The following is a 14194-nucleotide window of genomic DNA, read 5'->3' on the forward strand; positions in this document are numbered from 1 at the left end:
GTCACAAACGCGCCTAGCGCGCCAGCCAGCCCCCGTCGACGGCTAACGTATGACCGTTCACGTAATCCGAGGCGGCGGAGGCTAAAAAGACCACCGGTCCCTGCAGGTCTTCCGGAACTCCCCAGCGCCCGGCAGGTATCCGGTCGAGGATCTCCTGGCTGCGCTGCTGATCATCCCGCAGTTGCTGAGTGTTGTTGGTCGCCATGTAGCCTGGCGCGATGGCGTTAACATTGATGCCGTGCGTCGCCCATTCATTCGCCAGCAGACGCGTGATCCCCAACACGCCGCTTTTGGACGCGGTGTAAGAGGGCACGCGGATGCCGCCCTGGAATGAGAGCATCGAGGCGATATTAATGATTTTCCCGCCCTGGCCCTGCGCAATAAACTGTTTAGCCACGGCCTGGGAGAGGAAAAAAAGCGATTTCAGATTCAGGTTGATGACGTCATCCCAGTCCTTTTCGCTGAACGCGAGAGCATCTTCACGGCGTATGGTCCCGGCATTGTTCACCAGAATATCGACTCGCCCCATCTCAGCAACCGCGCTGTCAACAACGTTCTGAAGACTCTCCTGCTGACTGAGGTCGGCCCGAATCGCCCTGAACCGCCTTCCGATTGCGGTAATGCAGGCAGCCGTTTCCTCCGGCGCTTTGCGGTTAACACCCACGATGTCGCATCCCGCCTGCGCCAGCGCAATGGCCATGGCTTGTCCCAGACCGGTATCGCATCCGGTGACGATGGCCACTTTTCCTGACAGAGTGAAGTTATCCAGTATCATACGCGCCTCAGAAGTAAGGTTATTGTCATTCTGACGCTAAGGATAGAAGCGGGGGATAAGAAAAGCAAACAAAATGAAACGATGTTTTGTTTTTAAAGCAGGCAGCCTGACGCTGCCTGAAAAGGGCGGGTTACTCGCCGCGCAGGTGCTGCGCCGTCAGCTCAACCAGTGAGTTCAGCTTCACGTCGGCAAGGGCAAAACGGGGATCGTGTCGGCCTTCCTCCGCGGGAACAACAATCGAGCGCATGCGCGCGGCCTTCGAGGCCACCATTCCGTTAACGGAATCTTCCAGCGCGACACAGCAGAGGGGATCAAGACCGAGCTTAGCGGCACAGTCGAGATAGACCTGCGGGTGCGGCTTGCTGTATGGCAACGTTTCCGCTGAGGCCAGCGCGTCGAAGCTGTCGCGCAGCTCAAACATGGTCAGTACTTTTTCCAGCATATGCAGCGGTGAAGCTGACGCCAGGCCAACTTTCAACCCCTGCGCTTTACACAGCGCGACGGCTTCACGCACGCCGGGCAGCAGGGGCTTGCTCTCTTCCACCAGTGAGATGGCGCGGCTGATAATGCGCGCGGTCACTTCGTCGCGATCGGGTCCCACCCACGGCTGCTGGGCATACCACAGATCCACCACCATATCGATGCGCAGACCAAGCGTATCAGGAAGTTCATTACGGCGGCTGATATCAACGCCCAGGCTGGCGATAACGTCCAGTTCGGCGCGATCCCACAACGGTTCGGAATCGATCAGTAATCCATCCATGTCAAAAATTGCGGCAAGAATCTGGCGCGGTGTCGACATCACAACGTCTCCTTATCCAGGGTGTACGACAGACGATAAATGCTAAGTGCACTCTGCAATTTAGCATATTGCCTTTAAAGAGCGGGCGAAAATGATGGTCAGCAGGTAGACTTAGGCAGAAATAACGCGTCTTTATGAAGGGGAACTGATGACGTATCAACAAGCTGGACGCATTGCTGTCTTAAAACGTATTGCTGGCTGGGTAATTTTTATTCCAGCCGTCATTTCGACGCTGATCTCTGTGCTCAAATTTATGTACGATCACAGTGAAAAACAGCCAGGTATTAATGCGGTAATGCTTGATTTTGCTCATGTCATGATTGAAATGATGCGTTTTAACACGCCGTTTCTGAATGTCTTTTGGTTCAATTCGCCGACGCCGAATTTTCATCAGCAGTTGAATCTCGGGTTTTGGGTGATCTACGCGCTGATCTTTATTGGTATGGCGTTGCAGGCCTCTGGCGCACGCATGAGCCGTCAGACGCGCTTTTTACGCGAAGGTGTGGAAGACCAGATGATTCTCGAACAGGCGAAAGGCCCGGAAGGGATGAGCCGCGAGCAGATTGAGTCCCGCATTGTTGTGCCGCGTCACACCATTTTCCTGCAAATTTTCCCGCTGTATATCCTGCCAGTCATTATCATCGTGGCGGGTTACTTCTTCTTTTCGCTGTTGGGATTCCTGTAACCGATAAGGGTGGCGACATAGCCACCCGTCCCGCCATTACGCGGCAAGCACACGTTCAAGTGCCCTCTGGGCATTGACCAGATGCTCTCCGCCAAACAGAATAGCGCGGTTCATCAGTGTGTAGAGCTGATACACCGGCTGGCGCTCAAGAAAACCCTGCGGCAGAGGCAGCACGGACTGATAACCGTCGTATATTTGCGGCGGTTGCTCAGGGTGCAGTGGCAGCATCGCCAGGTCACACTCCCTGTCGCCCCAGTAACAGGCCGGGTCGAAGATATAGGGGCCGTCAGGACCCAGCGCGCAGTTATCTGACCACAAATCGCCGTGCAGCAGAGACGGCTGAGGCTGGTGGGATGCCAGACGCTGCTGAATATGTTCGACGATGGCATCGATATTGCCAAACTCCAGACCTTTCTCCGCAGCCAGTTCCAGCTGCCAGCCAATGCGTTGCTCAGCAAAGAATGTCGACCAGCGTCGTTGCCAGGCATTGGGTTGTGGGGTGGTGGAGAGGTCGTTGTCAAAATCGAGACCAAACTGCGGCTGGTCGCTCCATTGATGCAGTCGCGCTAACTGTTGGCCGAGAATGAAGGCGTTATGGGCGTCTAACGGGCGGGCAGGAAGAAATTCCATGACCAGAAAACTGTAGTCGCGGTCGCTGCCCACGGCCCAGACCTGTGGGACCGTCACCGTTTTACTGCGCGACAACAATTCCAGCTGGTCGGCTTCGGCGGTGAAAATCGGAAGCAGCTCTCGCTCATCGCATTTAACAAAGAGATCGCGCCCGGCGTAGCGTAAGTGCCATGCGGCGTGGATTTCTCCGCCTGGCAGTTCGTTCCGCAGTTCAATTTCACCTTCACCCAGTTGCTCACTTAAAAGATGACTGATAGCCTGCCACATGTTGTCTCTCCCATGTTGTCTGCCAGATCATAAAGTTAGCGCATAATTGCGGTAAAAAAATACGAACTAACGCACACCTGAGCGGTTTAAATTCATGCAGGGCACTTATTGTTCTTTTTTCTGCCAGTTTTCCCAGGTATCAAGATCAATTTCTGCCGCTTTGTCGGTCACGCTTTCGACCAGACTGGCCGCCAGAGCGTGAACCTCTTCTTTACTCAGGGCGCTGATCAGGCCAAACGTCAGGGTGCCTAAATCATGGATATTGCCCTCGTCATCCGTGAGTGTGAGCAGGAAATTGGCCCGGGTAAAGGCGTTGTTGAGCTCATTAAGCTCGGTCAGCGACGCTTGATGAATGTTGATGGTAACGACGTAGCGGGTGATGTCACCACTGCTCATAATTCACCTCATTGTTATCTTGGAAGTTTTCTTAGCATAGTCGATAGGCTGCGTTTGGCGACTATGCCGCGTATTTCCCCTTCACAGAGAAGGGGAAAAGGGGGATTAATTTCGGGACAGGTAATCGACGATTTTTTGCGTGTCGCTAAGCGAACAGAGACGTGTGCCCTGGTTGATGGTGGCAGCGCTACCCGCTGCGACGCCGTAGCGTGTCATCTCCAGTAATGAAGCACCCTGGGCCAGTTTCAGGGCCATCGCTCCAACCATGCTATCACCTGCGCCCACGGTACTCTGGCTTTTCATCGGCGGCGGGACAACCTGAACGGACCCCGTTTCGTCCACGGCCAGGGCACCCTGCGGGCCAAGGGAGACCACGACCCGTCGCGCTTTGCCGCTGTGAACCAATTCCTGCGCGGCGGTGAGAACATCGTCCGGCTGGTTCAGTTCGCGGTTCACCAGCGCGCTTAACTCTTTCTGGTTGGGTTTAACCAGCTCAAGATTGCCCGGCGTCAGGGCTGCCTGCAGCGCCTCGCCGCTGCTGTCGACAATGCAGCGGATACCGCGTTGCTGCGCGGCCCGAATCAGCGCCGTCAGTTTTTCCGTGCTGACACCGGGCGGCAGGCTGCCGCTTATCACCAGCAGAGCACCGCTCTCAATGGCCAGCACCTTCTCTTCAAGCTGACGAAACTCATCTTCACTGAGTTTTGCACCCGGCATGACGAAACGGTATTGCTCGCCACTGGACTCCACGTGCACATGCAGGTTTTGCCGCGTCCAGTCTTTGGACTCGACGGTCTGCGAGGCCACCTGTTCATCGGCCAGCAGAGAGACCAGGTGCTCACCGGTCGCGCCGCCTGCGGGGAAAATTGCTGTCGCCTTTCCACCCAGGTGCGTTATGGCTCGCGCCACATTGATACCGCCGCCGCCGGGCTCAAACACCGGGGCGCTGCAGCGCAATTTACCTTCCGGGTAAATCTGGGGCGTCAGGGTGGCGGAGTCGAGGGAAGGGGAGAGCGTCAGGGTGTAGATAGAAACCATCATTACCTCCTTTTAGCGTGGGTTCCTTTTAGTCTGGCACCATTTGTCAGGAAGGCAATGTAAATAACAGTATGATTTTAAATATGAATACTGACATAAAGTCTGCTGCGGCTTATATAAAATAAAACGCTTTTTGAGATCGTTCTTATTCAAAAAATGAAATAAGAAATCATTGCTATGTTATTTGCGGCTTTTTATAATTTGTTACCTTTCTCTGGACGCCTTGTCATTGATCCTCAAGAAAGTTTCCGGGACCGTGTGGTCTCTTTTTTTGTTGTACGGACTCCTTAATAAAATGAAGCTTTTGAAGACAGTACCCGCTGCACTGATGCTGGCGGGTGGCGTGTTTGCTGCAATGAACGCGACCGCAGATGATTCCGTTTTTACTGTCATGGACGATCCAGCCACCGCGCAAAAACCGTTTGAAGGTAACCTGAACGCTGGCTATCTTGCACAATCCGGTAACACGAAAAGCTCCTCTCTCACGGCGGACAGTACGCTGACCTGGTACGGTAATACCACCGCCTGGTCTCTGTGGGGAAATGCCAGTAACACCTCCGCGAATGACGAACGCTCTTCCGAGAAATATGCGGTTGGCGGACGTAGCCGTTACAACATGACCGACTTTGACTACCTGTTTGGTCAGGCCAGCTGGTTAACTGACCGTTACAACGGCTATCGCCAGCGTGATGTGTTCACTGCCGGTTACGGTCGTCAGTTCCTGAACGGTCCGGTACACAGTTTACGTTTTGAATTCGGTCCAGGCGTGCGCTACGACGAGTACACCGACGGCGAAACCAAAACTCAACCGCTCGGTTACGCTTCCGGCACCTATGCCTGGCAGATGACTGACAACACCAAATTTACCCAGGGGGTGTCTGTGTTTGGTGCCGACGATACGACGCTGAACTCAGAAACAGCGCTGAACGTGGCCATCAACGAACACTTCGGCCTGAAAGTGGCCTACAACGTCACCTGGAACTCTTCTCCTCCTGATTCTGCTCCGGATCATACCGACCGCAGAACCACGGTTTCACTGGGTTATAAAATGTAATATTCTCGGGCCGATTACGCTATCGGCCCGTTTTTTATTTTTTGAAACTGTGCTGTTTTATATTAAACGCTGTTTTGAAATATCTGGTCTGCTGATATCTCCATAATTTCTTCATAATGCATTTTCATTAATTTTCGGCTTATTTGACACGAATTGATAACGTGACAGGCTAGGCAAAAGTGTGATCTGGATCTACACTCTTAGCACGGGCAGAATTCGGCCTTAAGGTATTTAGCATTATTAGCATTAAATGTAGAAAGAGAAAAAACATTATGAAAAAAATCAAAACTGCCGCAGCAGCGATGGTGCTTTCCGCACTGTCTTTTGGCGTATTTGCTGCTGATGAAACCACCCCGACAGCCAGTGACACCCACAGCCAAATCGGCATTGCGAAAGCCGCTGACGTTGAAGCCGGGTCTAACATCGCGCCAGCCTCTCAGTCCACCGGTCAGTCTATGAATGATGCTTTTGACGTCCATAAACTGGTTGCAGGTGAATGGTCCTGATGGGTTTTGCCGTGTTGTTATTGACGTTTAAACGCTAATTCAACGCGCCAAAAAAAACCGGATTTTGTGGTACCGGTTTTTTCGCGGTAAACCTATTTGACGTAAACCTATCGTCCGTATTTCGTCCTGGCGGTGAATACCCGCAAAAGGGTATTACGGATAACGATGTTATTCCCTGCGCAGTTATTTATATCCACGTTCAGCCCCAAATCATTGCCACCCAACGCAGAAGCAGCATCGCGCCGCAGATGGCAATCAGCACCAGTACCATTTTCCAGTGTTTTACGGCAAAGCGTTTTGTTGGCATAACCTGATCCTTGTAAGTTGATGCGAACAGTCTACCAAACAGGGCGGGGAAATGCCCCTTCTCCAGTGGTGAATCAGGTTATGCCTGCTTCCGGTTCGGTTAGAACCAGTGGAATCGTTCTGCAAGAATCAACAATAAACCGGTGGCTGAAAGGATGTTCAATATCACAACCGTTCTACTTGATACGTTCATGGTATGCACCTTTGGGTTTAAAGACTTGTTCAAGAGTAGCCCAGCATCTCTGGAATGCGAGCACCGGAGATATGCGCCCTGCAAATTCATGCGAAAGTGCCAGCGCAGCAATCTGCCAGCAAAGGGTGCAATCTCTCTTTTGTTAGTGTTACCATTGCAGGGCTTGCCGTAAATCCGCATTTATCTGATTTTCGGTGGGTGAATGATCGCGAGCCAATTTGACGATTGTTGGTCAGATGGTGTCGTAATCTATTGTCAAATCACGATTATTTTCTTTGTATATGCTCTTATGTGTGGGGCATCACTGCAAATAAGGATATAAAATGCCTGTAATTACTCTTCCTGATGGCAGCCAACGCCATTACGACCACGCTGTAAGCCCAATGGATGTTGCCCTGGACATTGGTCCTGGACTCGCGAAAGCAACCATCGCTGGCCGTGTTAATGGTGAGCTGGTTGATGCATCTGACCTGATTGAAAGCGATGCGCAGCTGTCTATCATCACAGCGAAAGACGAAGAAGGTCTGGAGATCATTCGTCACTCCTGCGCGCACCTGTTAGGTCATGCGATCAAACAGCTGTGGCCGAACACCAAAATGGCGATCGGTCCGGTTATCGACAACGGTTTCTACTATGACGTTGATCTTGACCATACCCTGACTCAGGAAGATATCGACGCGCTCGAAAAACGTATGCACGAGCTCGCCGAAACTAACTATGACGTCATTAAGAAGAAAGTCAGCTGGCACGAAGCGCGTGAAACCTTCGTGAAGCGTGGCGAGAGCTATAAAGTCTCTATTCTTGATGAAAACATCTCTCATGATGACAAGCCTGGCTTGTACCATCACGAAGAATACGTCGACATGTGCCGTGGACCGCACGTGCCGAACATGCGCTTCTGTCATCACTTTAAGCTGATGAAAATCGCGGGCGCCTACTGGCGTGGCGATAGCAACAACAAGATGTTGCAGCGTATCTATGGTACCGCGTGGGCCGATAAAAAAGCCCTTAACGCCTACCTGCAGCGCCTGGAAGAGGCGGCTAAACGTGACCACCGTAAAATCGGTAAGCAGCTTGACCTGTACCACATGCAGGAAGAAGCGCCGGGTATGGTGTTCTGGCACAATGACGGCTGGACTATCTTCCGTGAACTGGAAACGTTCGTACGCTCCAAGCTGAAAGAGTACCAGTATCAGGAAGTGAAAGGCCCGTTCATGATGGACCGTGTGCTGTGGGAAAAAACCGGCCACTGGGACAACTACAAAGATGCGATGTTCACCACCTCTTCTGAGAACCGTGAATACTGCATTAAGCCAATGAACTGCCCTGGCCACGTTCAGATCTTCAACCAGGGTCTGAAATCCTACCGCGATCTGCCGCTGCGTATGGCAGAGTTCGGTAGCTGCCACCGTAACGAGCCATCAGGTGCATTGCACGGTCTGATGCGTGTTCGTGGCTTTACTCAGGATGATGCGCATATCTTCTGTACTGAAGATCAGGTTCGTGATGAAGTTAACGCCTGTATTCGTATGGTCTACGATATGTACAGCACCTTTGGCTTCGAGAAGATCGTTGTCAAACTCTCAACGCGTCCGGAAAAACGTATCGGTAGCGATGAGACCTGGGATCGCGCAGAAGCGGATCTCGCCGTGGCGCTGGAAGAGAACGGTATTCCGTTCGAATACCAGCTGGGCGAGGGCGCATTCTACGGTCCGAAAATTGAATTTACCCTGTATGACTGCCTCGATCGCGCATGGCAGTGCGGTACTGTACAGCTGGACTTCTCCCTGCCGCAGCGTTTAAGCGCCTCTTATGTTGGCGAAGATAACGAACGTCAGGTACCGGTTATGATTCACCGTGCAATCCTCGGTTCTCTGGAGCGCTTCATCGGCATCCTGACTGAAGAGTTTGCCGGCTTCTTCCCAACCTGGCTTGCGCCAGTGCAGGTCGTGGTGATGAACATTACCGATTCTCAGGCTGAATACGTTAAAGAATTGACGCAGAAATTACAAAATGCGGGCATTCGCGTAAAAGCAGACTTGAGAAATGAGAAGATTGGCTTTAAAATCCGCGAGCACACTTTACGTCGTGTCCCGTATATGTTGGTCTGTGGTGATAAAGAGGTGGAAGCAGGCAAAGTTGCCGTTCGCACCCGCCGTGGTAAAGACCTGGGGAGCCTGGACGTAAGTGAAGTGATTGAGAAGCTGCAACAAGAGATTCGCAGCCGCAGTCTTCAACAACTGGAGGAATAAGGTATTAAAGGCGGAAAACGAGTTCAAACGGCACGTCCGAATCGTATCAATGGCGAGATTCGCGCCCAGGAAGTTCGCTTAACAGGTCTGGAAGGCGAGCAGCTGGGGATTGTGAGTCTGAGAGAAGCGATCGAAAAGGCTGAAGAAGCTGGAGTAGATTTAGTTGAAATCAGCCCTAACGCCGAACCGCCAGTTTGTCGTATCATGGACTACGGCAAGTTCCTTTATGAAAAGAGTAAGTCTTCTAAGGAACAGAAGAAAAAGCAAAAAGTTATCCAGGTTAAGGAAATTAAATTCCGTCCTGGTACCGACGATGGCGATTATCAGGTAAAACTCCGCAGCCTGATTCGCTTTCTGGAAGATGGCGATAAGGCCAAGATCACACTGCGTTTCCGCGGTCGTGAGATGGCCCACCAACAGATTGGTATGGAAGTGCTTAACCGCGTCCGTGACGATCTGAGTGAACTGGCAGTAGTCGAATCCTTCCCTACGAAGATCGAAGGCCGCCAGATGATCATGGTGCTCGCTCCTAAGAAGAAACAGTAAGGCCTTCAAGCAGCAAAACCTGTGGAGCCTTCGGGTCTCATAGGTTTTGTTCGCCTATGTTTCGTTTATTTAACAATGCGAAGTGGAAGTAATTAAGATGCCAAAAATTAAGACCGTACGCGGTGCTGCTAAGCGCTTCAAAAAAACCGGTGGTGGTGGATTTAAGCGTAAGCACGCAAACCTGCGTCATATTCTGACCAAAAAATCTACTAAGCGTAAACGTCACCTGCGTCCAAAAGGCCTTGTTTCTAAAGGCGATCTGGGTCTGGTTATCGCGTGCCTGCCGTACGCATAAGCCGTTAACGTTTAATTTTTTACTAAGAATATAGATACAGGAGAGCACATATGGCTCGCGTAAAACGTGGTGTAATTGCACGTGCACGTCACAAGAAAATTTTGAAACAAGCTAAAGGCTACTACGGTGCGCGTTCACGCGTATACCGCGTTGCCTTCCAGGCTGTTATCAAAGCAGGTCAGTACGCTTACCGTGACCGTCGTCAACGTAAGCGTCAGTTCCGTCAACTGTGGATTGCGCGTATCAACGCAGCAGCACGTCAGAACGGTATTTCTTACAGCAAATTCATCAACGGCCTGAAAAAAGCCTCTGTTGAAATCGACCGTAAGATCCTGGCTGACATCGCAGTATTCGACAAAGTAGCGTTCACCGCTCTGGTCGAAAAAGCGAAAGCAGCACTGGCATAAGCCAGTTGAAAGAGGGGGCTTCGCTCCCTCTTTTCATTTAACACCATCAGAACATTGACTTTTACCCGTGCAACCTTTTCAATAAGGCCTTAACGGTTTTTTACCACACAAGGTAACGCAAGCATGAATGCTGCTATTTTCCGCTTCTTCTTTTACTTTAGCACCTGAATTCAGGAGGCTAGCGCGTGAAAGATGAAACGAAAAACAGCGCCAGATAAGCCTCCTGATGGAGGCTTTTTTTGTGTCTAAATTCGAGAGAATAACTCCACCAAATCGGTGTCTGCACCGACATAATGAGGAAAATCATGTCACATCTCGCAGAGCTGGTTGCCAGTGCAACAGCCGCCATTAATCAGGCCTCAGATGTTGCCGCGTTAGACAATGTCCGCGTCGAATATCTCGGTAAGAAAGGGCATTTGACCCTTCAAATGACAACCCTGCGTGAACTGCCGCCAGAGGAACGCCCGGCAGCGGGTGCGGTCATTAACGAAGCCAAAGAGCAGGTGCAACAGGCACTGAACGCGCGCAAAGCTGAGCTGGAAAGCGCGGTGCTGAATGCGCGTCTGGCGGCAGAGACTATCGATGTCTCCCTGCCGGGTCGCCGTATTGAAAATGGTGGCCTGCATCCGGTTACCCGCACCATTGATCGCATTGAAAGTTTCTTCGGTGAGCTCGGCTTTACCGTGGCGACTGGCCCGGAAATCGAAGATGATTACCACAACTTCGACGCCCTCAATATTCCAGGCCATCATCCGGCACGTGCTGACCACGACACTTTCTGGTTCGACGCCACCCGTCTGCTGCGTACTCAGACCTCGGGCGTTCAGATCCGTACCATGAAGGAGCAGGAGCCCCCGATCCGCATCATCGCACCGGGCCGCGTGTACCGTAACGACTACGATCAGACCCATACCCCGATGTTCCATCAGATGGAAGGCCTGATTGTTGATAAGAACATCAGCTTTACCAACCTGAAAGGTACGCTGCACGATTTCCTGAACAACTTCTTTGAGGAAGACCTGCAGGTTCGTTTCCGTCCGTCCTACTTCCCATTCACTGAACCGTCTGCGGAAGTTGACGTGATGGGTAAAAACGGCAAATGGCTGGAAGTGCTGGGCTGCGGCATGGTGCATCCAAACGTTCTGCGCAACGTGGGTATCGATCCAGAAGTCTACTCCGGCTTTGCGTTCGGTATGGGCATGGAGCGTCTGACAATGCTGCGCTATGGCGTGACCGATTTGCGTGCATTCTTCGAAAACGATCTGCGTTTCCTCAAACAGTTTAAATAAGGGCAGGACAGAACAATGAAATTCAGTGAACTGTGGTTACGCGAATGGGTGAACACCACGCTTGATAGCGAAGCGCTTTCCAACCAGATCACCATGGCGGGTCTGGAAGTTGACGGTGTTGAGCCGGTTTCTGGCGCTTTCAATGGCGTCGTTGTGGGCGAAGTGGTTGAGTGCGGTCAGCACCCTAACGCTGACAAGCTGCGTGTGACAAAAGTTAACGTAGGCGGCGATCGCCTGCTGGATATCGTCTGCGGCGCGCCAAACTGCCGTCAGGGCCTGAAAGTGGCCGTGGCGACCGTGGGGGCTGTACTGCCGGGCGATTTTAAAATTAAAGCAGCGAAACTGCGCGGTGAGCCGTCTGAAGGCATGCTGTGTTCGTTCTCTGAGCTGGGTATTTCCGACGATCACAATGGCATCATTGAGCTGCCGCTTGATGCGCCTATTGGTACCGACATCCGCGAATACCTGAAACTTGATGACAACACCATTGAAATCAGCGTGACGCCAAACCGTGCGGACTGCTTAGGCATTATCGGCGTGGCCCGCGATGTGGCCGTGCTGAACCAGACTGAACTGAACGTACCGGAAATCGTACCGGTTGACGCTACCATCAGTGACACACTGCCGATTCAGGTTGAAGCCGCTGAGGCGTGCCCACGCTACCTTGGTCGTGTGGTGAAAGGCATCAACGTAAAAGCACCAACCCCGCTGTGGATGAAAGAGAAGCTGCGTCGCTGTGGTATTCGTTCTATCGACGCCGTCGTTGACGTGACCAACTATGTTCTGCTGGAGCTGGGTCAGCCGATGCACGCGTTCGATAAAGATCGTATCGACGGCGGTATTGTGGTGCGTATGGCGAAAGAGGGCGAAACCCTGGTTCTGCTTGACGGCACCGAAGCAAAACTGAATGCTGATACGCTGGTGATCGCGGACCACGTTAAAGCGCTGGCGATGGGCGGTATCTTCGGTGGCGAACACTCCGGTGTAAACGATGAAACGCAAAACGTTCTGCTGGAATGTGCGTTTTTCAGCCCGCTCTCTATCACCGGTCGCGCACGTCGTCACGGCCTGCATACCGATGCCTCTCACCGTTATGAGCGTGGCGTCGATCCGTCACTGCAGCACAAAGCGATGGAGCGTGCGACGCGTCTGCTGATCGACATCTGCGGCGGTGAAGCGGGCCCGGTTATCGACGTCACCCACGAAGCGACGTTGCCGAAGCGTGCGACCATTACCCTGCGTCGTAGCAAACTGGATCGTCTGATTGGTCACCATGTTGCTGACGCACAGGTCAGCGATATCCTTCGCCGCCTGGGTTGTGATGTGACCGAAGGGCAGGACGAGTGGAAAGCCGTTGCGCCATCCTGGCGTTTCGACATGGAGATCGAAGAAGATCTGGTGGAAGAAGTGGCTCGCGTATACGGCTACAACAACATCCCCGATGAGCCTGTTCAGGCGGGTCTGGTGATGGGAAGCCACCGTGAAGCAGATTTGTCTCTTAAGCGTGTGAAAACCATGCTGAACGACAAAGGCTATCAGGAAGTGATCACCTACAGCTTTGTTGATCCAAAACTGCAGCAGATGATCCATCCGGGTCAGGAAGCGCTGATCCTGCCAAGCCCAATCTCCAGCGAAATGTCTGCGATGCGCCTGTCCCTGTGGACCGGTCTGCTGGGGACTATCGTTTACAACCAGAATCGTCAGCAAAACCGCGTGCGAATTTTCGAAAGTGGTTTACGCTTTGTACCGGATAATCAGGCAAATTTAGGCATCCGTCAGGATCTCATGCTGGCTGGTGCCATCAGCGGTAACCGTTACGAAGAGCACTGGGACCTGGCAAAAGGCACGGTTGATTTCTACGATATGAAGGGAGATCTGGAAGCAATTCTCGATCTGACCGGTAAATTATCTGAAATTGAATTCCGTGCAGAAGCGATCCCTGCGCTGCATCCAGGCCAGAGCGCGGCTATCTATTTAGACGGCAAACGCATTGGTTTCATTGGCGTTGTTCATCCTGAGCTGGAGCGCAAGCTGGACCTGAACGGCCGTACCATCGTGTTCGAGCTGGAATGGAGCCCGGTTGCAGACCGCGTTATTCCTCAGGCCCGCGACGTCTCACGCTTCCCGGCAAACCGCCGTGATATCGCGGTTGTGGTCGCGGAAAATGTGCCCGCAGCAGATATTTTGGCCGAATGTAAGAAAGTTGGCGTAAATCAGGTAGTTGGCGTAAACTTATTTGACGTGTACCGCGGCAAGGGCGTAGCAGAAGGTTTCAAGAGCCTCGCTATTAGCCTTATCCTTCAGGATACCAGCCGTACACTCGAAGAAGAGGAGATTGCCGCTACCGTCGCCAAATGTGTAGAGGCATTAAAAGAGCGATTCCAGGCATCATTGAGGGATTGAACCTATGGCGCTTACAAAAGCTGAAATGTCAGAATATCTGTTTGATAAGCTTGGGCTTAGCAAACGAGATGCCAAAGAGCTGGTAGAGCTGTTTTTCGAAGAGATCCGTCGTGCTCTGGAAAATGGTGAGCAGGTAAAACTCTCCGGTTTTGGCAATTTTGATTTGCGTGACAAAAACCAACGTCCGGGCCGTAACCCGAAGACGGGGGAAGATATTCCGATTACAGCCCGCCGCGTGGTGACCTTCAGACCCGGCCAGAAGTTAAAAAGCCGTGTCGAAAACGCAACGCCCAAAGCAGAGTAATATGAACTAACTAAAAAGGCCGCTCACGCGGCCTTTTTTCTTTGCG

At 52.2% G+C, this 14194-nt stretch carries 18 protein-coding genes and 1 other annotated feature; of the genes, 11 read left to right on the forward strand and 7 right to left on the reverse strand.

The window, feature by feature from the left end:
- Window positions 1–13: 13 nt before the first annotated feature.
- Together kduD and hxpB are read right to left on the reverse strand one after the other, a co-directional pair.
- Window positions 14–775: a 2-dehydro-3-deoxy-D-gluconate 5-dehydrogenase KduD gene (gene kduD / locus HV242_RS09020; protein WP_050736660.1), complete on the reverse strand. Its 762-nt coding sequence runs from the start codon at window positions 773–775 to the stop codon at window positions 14–16.
- 130 nt (window positions 776–905) lie between these two features.
- Window positions 906–1577, reverse strand: coding sequence for a hexitol phosphatase HxpB (hxpB, locus tag HV242_RS09025; protein ID WP_025204401.1), 672 nt, complete (start codon window positions 1575–1577; stop codon window positions 906–908).
- Window positions 1578–1725: 148 nt separating this feature from the next.
- Between hxpB and HV242_RS09030 the strand changes: the two genes are divergently transcribed.
- Window positions 1726–2262 (forward strand): YniB family protein, encoded by a 537-nt coding sequence (locus HV242_RS09030; RefSeq protein ID WP_014169686.1) that lies wholly within the window; start codon window positions 1726–1728, stop codon window positions 2260–2262.
- A 36-nt stretch (window positions 2263–2298) separates the two neighbouring features.
- Here HV242_RS09030 and HV242_RS09035 read toward each other — a convergent pair whose 3' ends face one another.
- The 3 genes from HV242_RS09035 to pfkB all read right to left on the reverse strand — a co-directional run bounded on the left by HV242_RS09035 (window position 2299) and on the right by pfkB (window position 4593).
- Entirely contained in the window at window positions 2299–3159 is an 861-nt protein-coding gene (locus HV242_RS09035) for a fructosamine kinase family protein (protein WP_014169687.1), read from the reverse strand.
- A 105-nt stretch (window positions 3160–3264) separates the two neighbouring features.
- A complete protein-coding gene (gene ghoS / locus HV242_RS09040) occupies window positions 3265–3555 on the reverse strand; it encodes a type V toxin-antitoxin system endoribonuclease antitoxin GhoS (protein ID WP_050736661.1) in 291 nt (96 codons plus the stop codon).
- A gap of 105 nt (window positions 3556–3660) precedes the next feature.
- Window positions 3661–4593, reverse strand: a complete 933-nt coding sequence (gene pfkB / locus HV242_RS09045) for a 6-phosphofructokinase II (RefSeq protein ID WP_050736662.1) — start codon at window positions 4591–4593, stop codon at window positions 3661–3663.
- 295 nt (window positions 4594–4888) lie between these two features.
- Here pfkB and HV242_RS09050 point away from each other — a divergent pair, with 295 nt between their 5' ends.
- Complete coding sequence (locus tag HV242_RS09050) at window positions 4889–5647, forward strand: DUF481 domain-containing protein (protein WP_025204400.1); 759 nt, start codon at window positions 4889–4891, stop codon at window positions 5645–5647.
- A 272-nt stretch (window positions 5648–5919) separates the two neighbouring features.
- Window positions 5920–6153: a YdgH/BhsA/McbA family protein gene (locus HV242_RS09055; protein WP_020884407.1), complete on the forward strand. Its 234-nt coding sequence runs from the start codon at window positions 5920–5922 to the stop codon at window positions 6151–6153.
- A gap of 199 nt (window positions 6154–6352) precedes the next feature.
- Here HV242_RS09055 and yniD read toward each other — a convergent pair whose 3' ends face one another.
- Both yniD and yncL read right to left on the reverse strand, forming a co-directional pair.
- Complete coding sequence (gene yniD / locus HV242_RS09060) at window positions 6353–6460, reverse strand: small membrane protein YniD (protein WP_154816605.1); 108 nt, start codon at window positions 6458–6460, stop codon at window positions 6353–6355.
- A 99-nt stretch (window positions 6461–6559) separates the two neighbouring features.
- Complete coding sequence (gene yncL, locus HV242_RS24405) at window positions 6560–6832, reverse strand: stress response membrane protein YncL (RefSeq protein ID WP_071605471.1); 273 nt, start codon at window positions 6830–6832, stop codon at window positions 6560–6562.
- A 143-nt stretch (window positions 6833–6975) separates the two neighbouring features.
- Between yncL and thrS the strand changes: the two genes are divergently transcribed.
- The 8 genes from thrS to ihfA all read left to right on the forward strand — a co-directional run bounded on the left by thrS (window position 6976) and on the right by ihfA (window position 14148).
- On the forward strand, window positions 6976–8904 hold the full coding sequence (thrS, locus tag HV242_RS09070) for a threonine--tRNA ligase (protein ID WP_014169692.1): 1929 nt from the start codon (window positions 6976–6978) through the stop codon (window positions 8902–8904).
- A gap of 3 nt (window positions 8905–8907) precedes the next feature.
- Window positions 8908–9450: a translation initiation factor IF-3 gene (gene infC / locus HV242_RS09075; RefSeq protein WP_023616141.1), complete on the forward strand. Its 543-nt coding sequence runs from the start codon at window positions 8908–8910 to the stop codon at window positions 9448–9450.
- Window positions 9451–9547: 97 nt separating this feature from the next.
- Window positions 9548–9745 carry a 50S ribosomal protein L35 gene (gene rpmI, locus HV242_RS09080; RefSeq protein WP_003030583.1) on the forward strand — a complete coding sequence of 66 codons (198 nt, stop codon included), beginning with the start codon at window positions 9548–9550 and terminating at the stop codon, window positions 9743–9745.
- A gap of 50 nt (window positions 9746–9795) precedes the next feature.
- Complete coding sequence (gene rplT / locus HV242_RS09085; protein ID WP_000124850.1) at window positions 9796–10152, forward strand: 50S ribosomal protein L20; 357 nt, start codon at window positions 9796–9798, stop codon at window positions 10150–10152.
- A 118-nt stretch (window positions 10153–10270) separates the two neighbouring features.
- Window positions 10271–10395, forward strand: a sequence feature (Phe leader region).
- Entirely contained in the window at window positions 10276–10320 is a 45-nt protein-coding gene (gene pheM / locus HV242_RS09090) for a pheST operon leader peptide PheM (protein WP_001386830.1), read from the forward strand. It overlaps the preceding feature by 45 nt.
- Before the next feature lie 62 nt (window positions 10396–10457).
- Window positions 10458–11441, forward strand: coding sequence for a phenylalanine--tRNA ligase subunit alpha (gene pheS / locus HV242_RS09095; RefSeq protein ID WP_020884406.1), 984 nt, complete (start codon window positions 10458–10460; stop codon window positions 11439–11441).
- Window positions 11442–11456: 15 nt separating this feature from the next.
- The gene (pheT, locus tag HV242_RS09100) at window positions 11457–13844 is read left to right on the forward strand and encodes a phenylalanine--tRNA ligase subunit beta (protein ID WP_050736663.1); all 2388 of its coding nucleotides are present in this window, start codon (window positions 11457–11459) and stop codon (window positions 13842–13844) included.
- Window positions 13845–13848: 4 nt separating this feature from the next.
- Entirely contained in the window at window positions 13849–14148 is a 300-nt protein-coding gene (ihfA, locus tag HV242_RS09105) for an integration host factor subunit alpha (protein WP_003857805.1), read from the forward strand.
- Window positions 14149–14194: the final 46 nt, after the last annotated feature.

It is taken from the genome of Enterobacter sp. RHBSTW-00593 (assembly GCF_013784105.1).
Lineage (GTDB): Bacteria > Pseudomonadota > Gammaproteobacteria > Enterobacterales > Enterobacteriaceae > Enterobacter > Enterobacter ludwigii.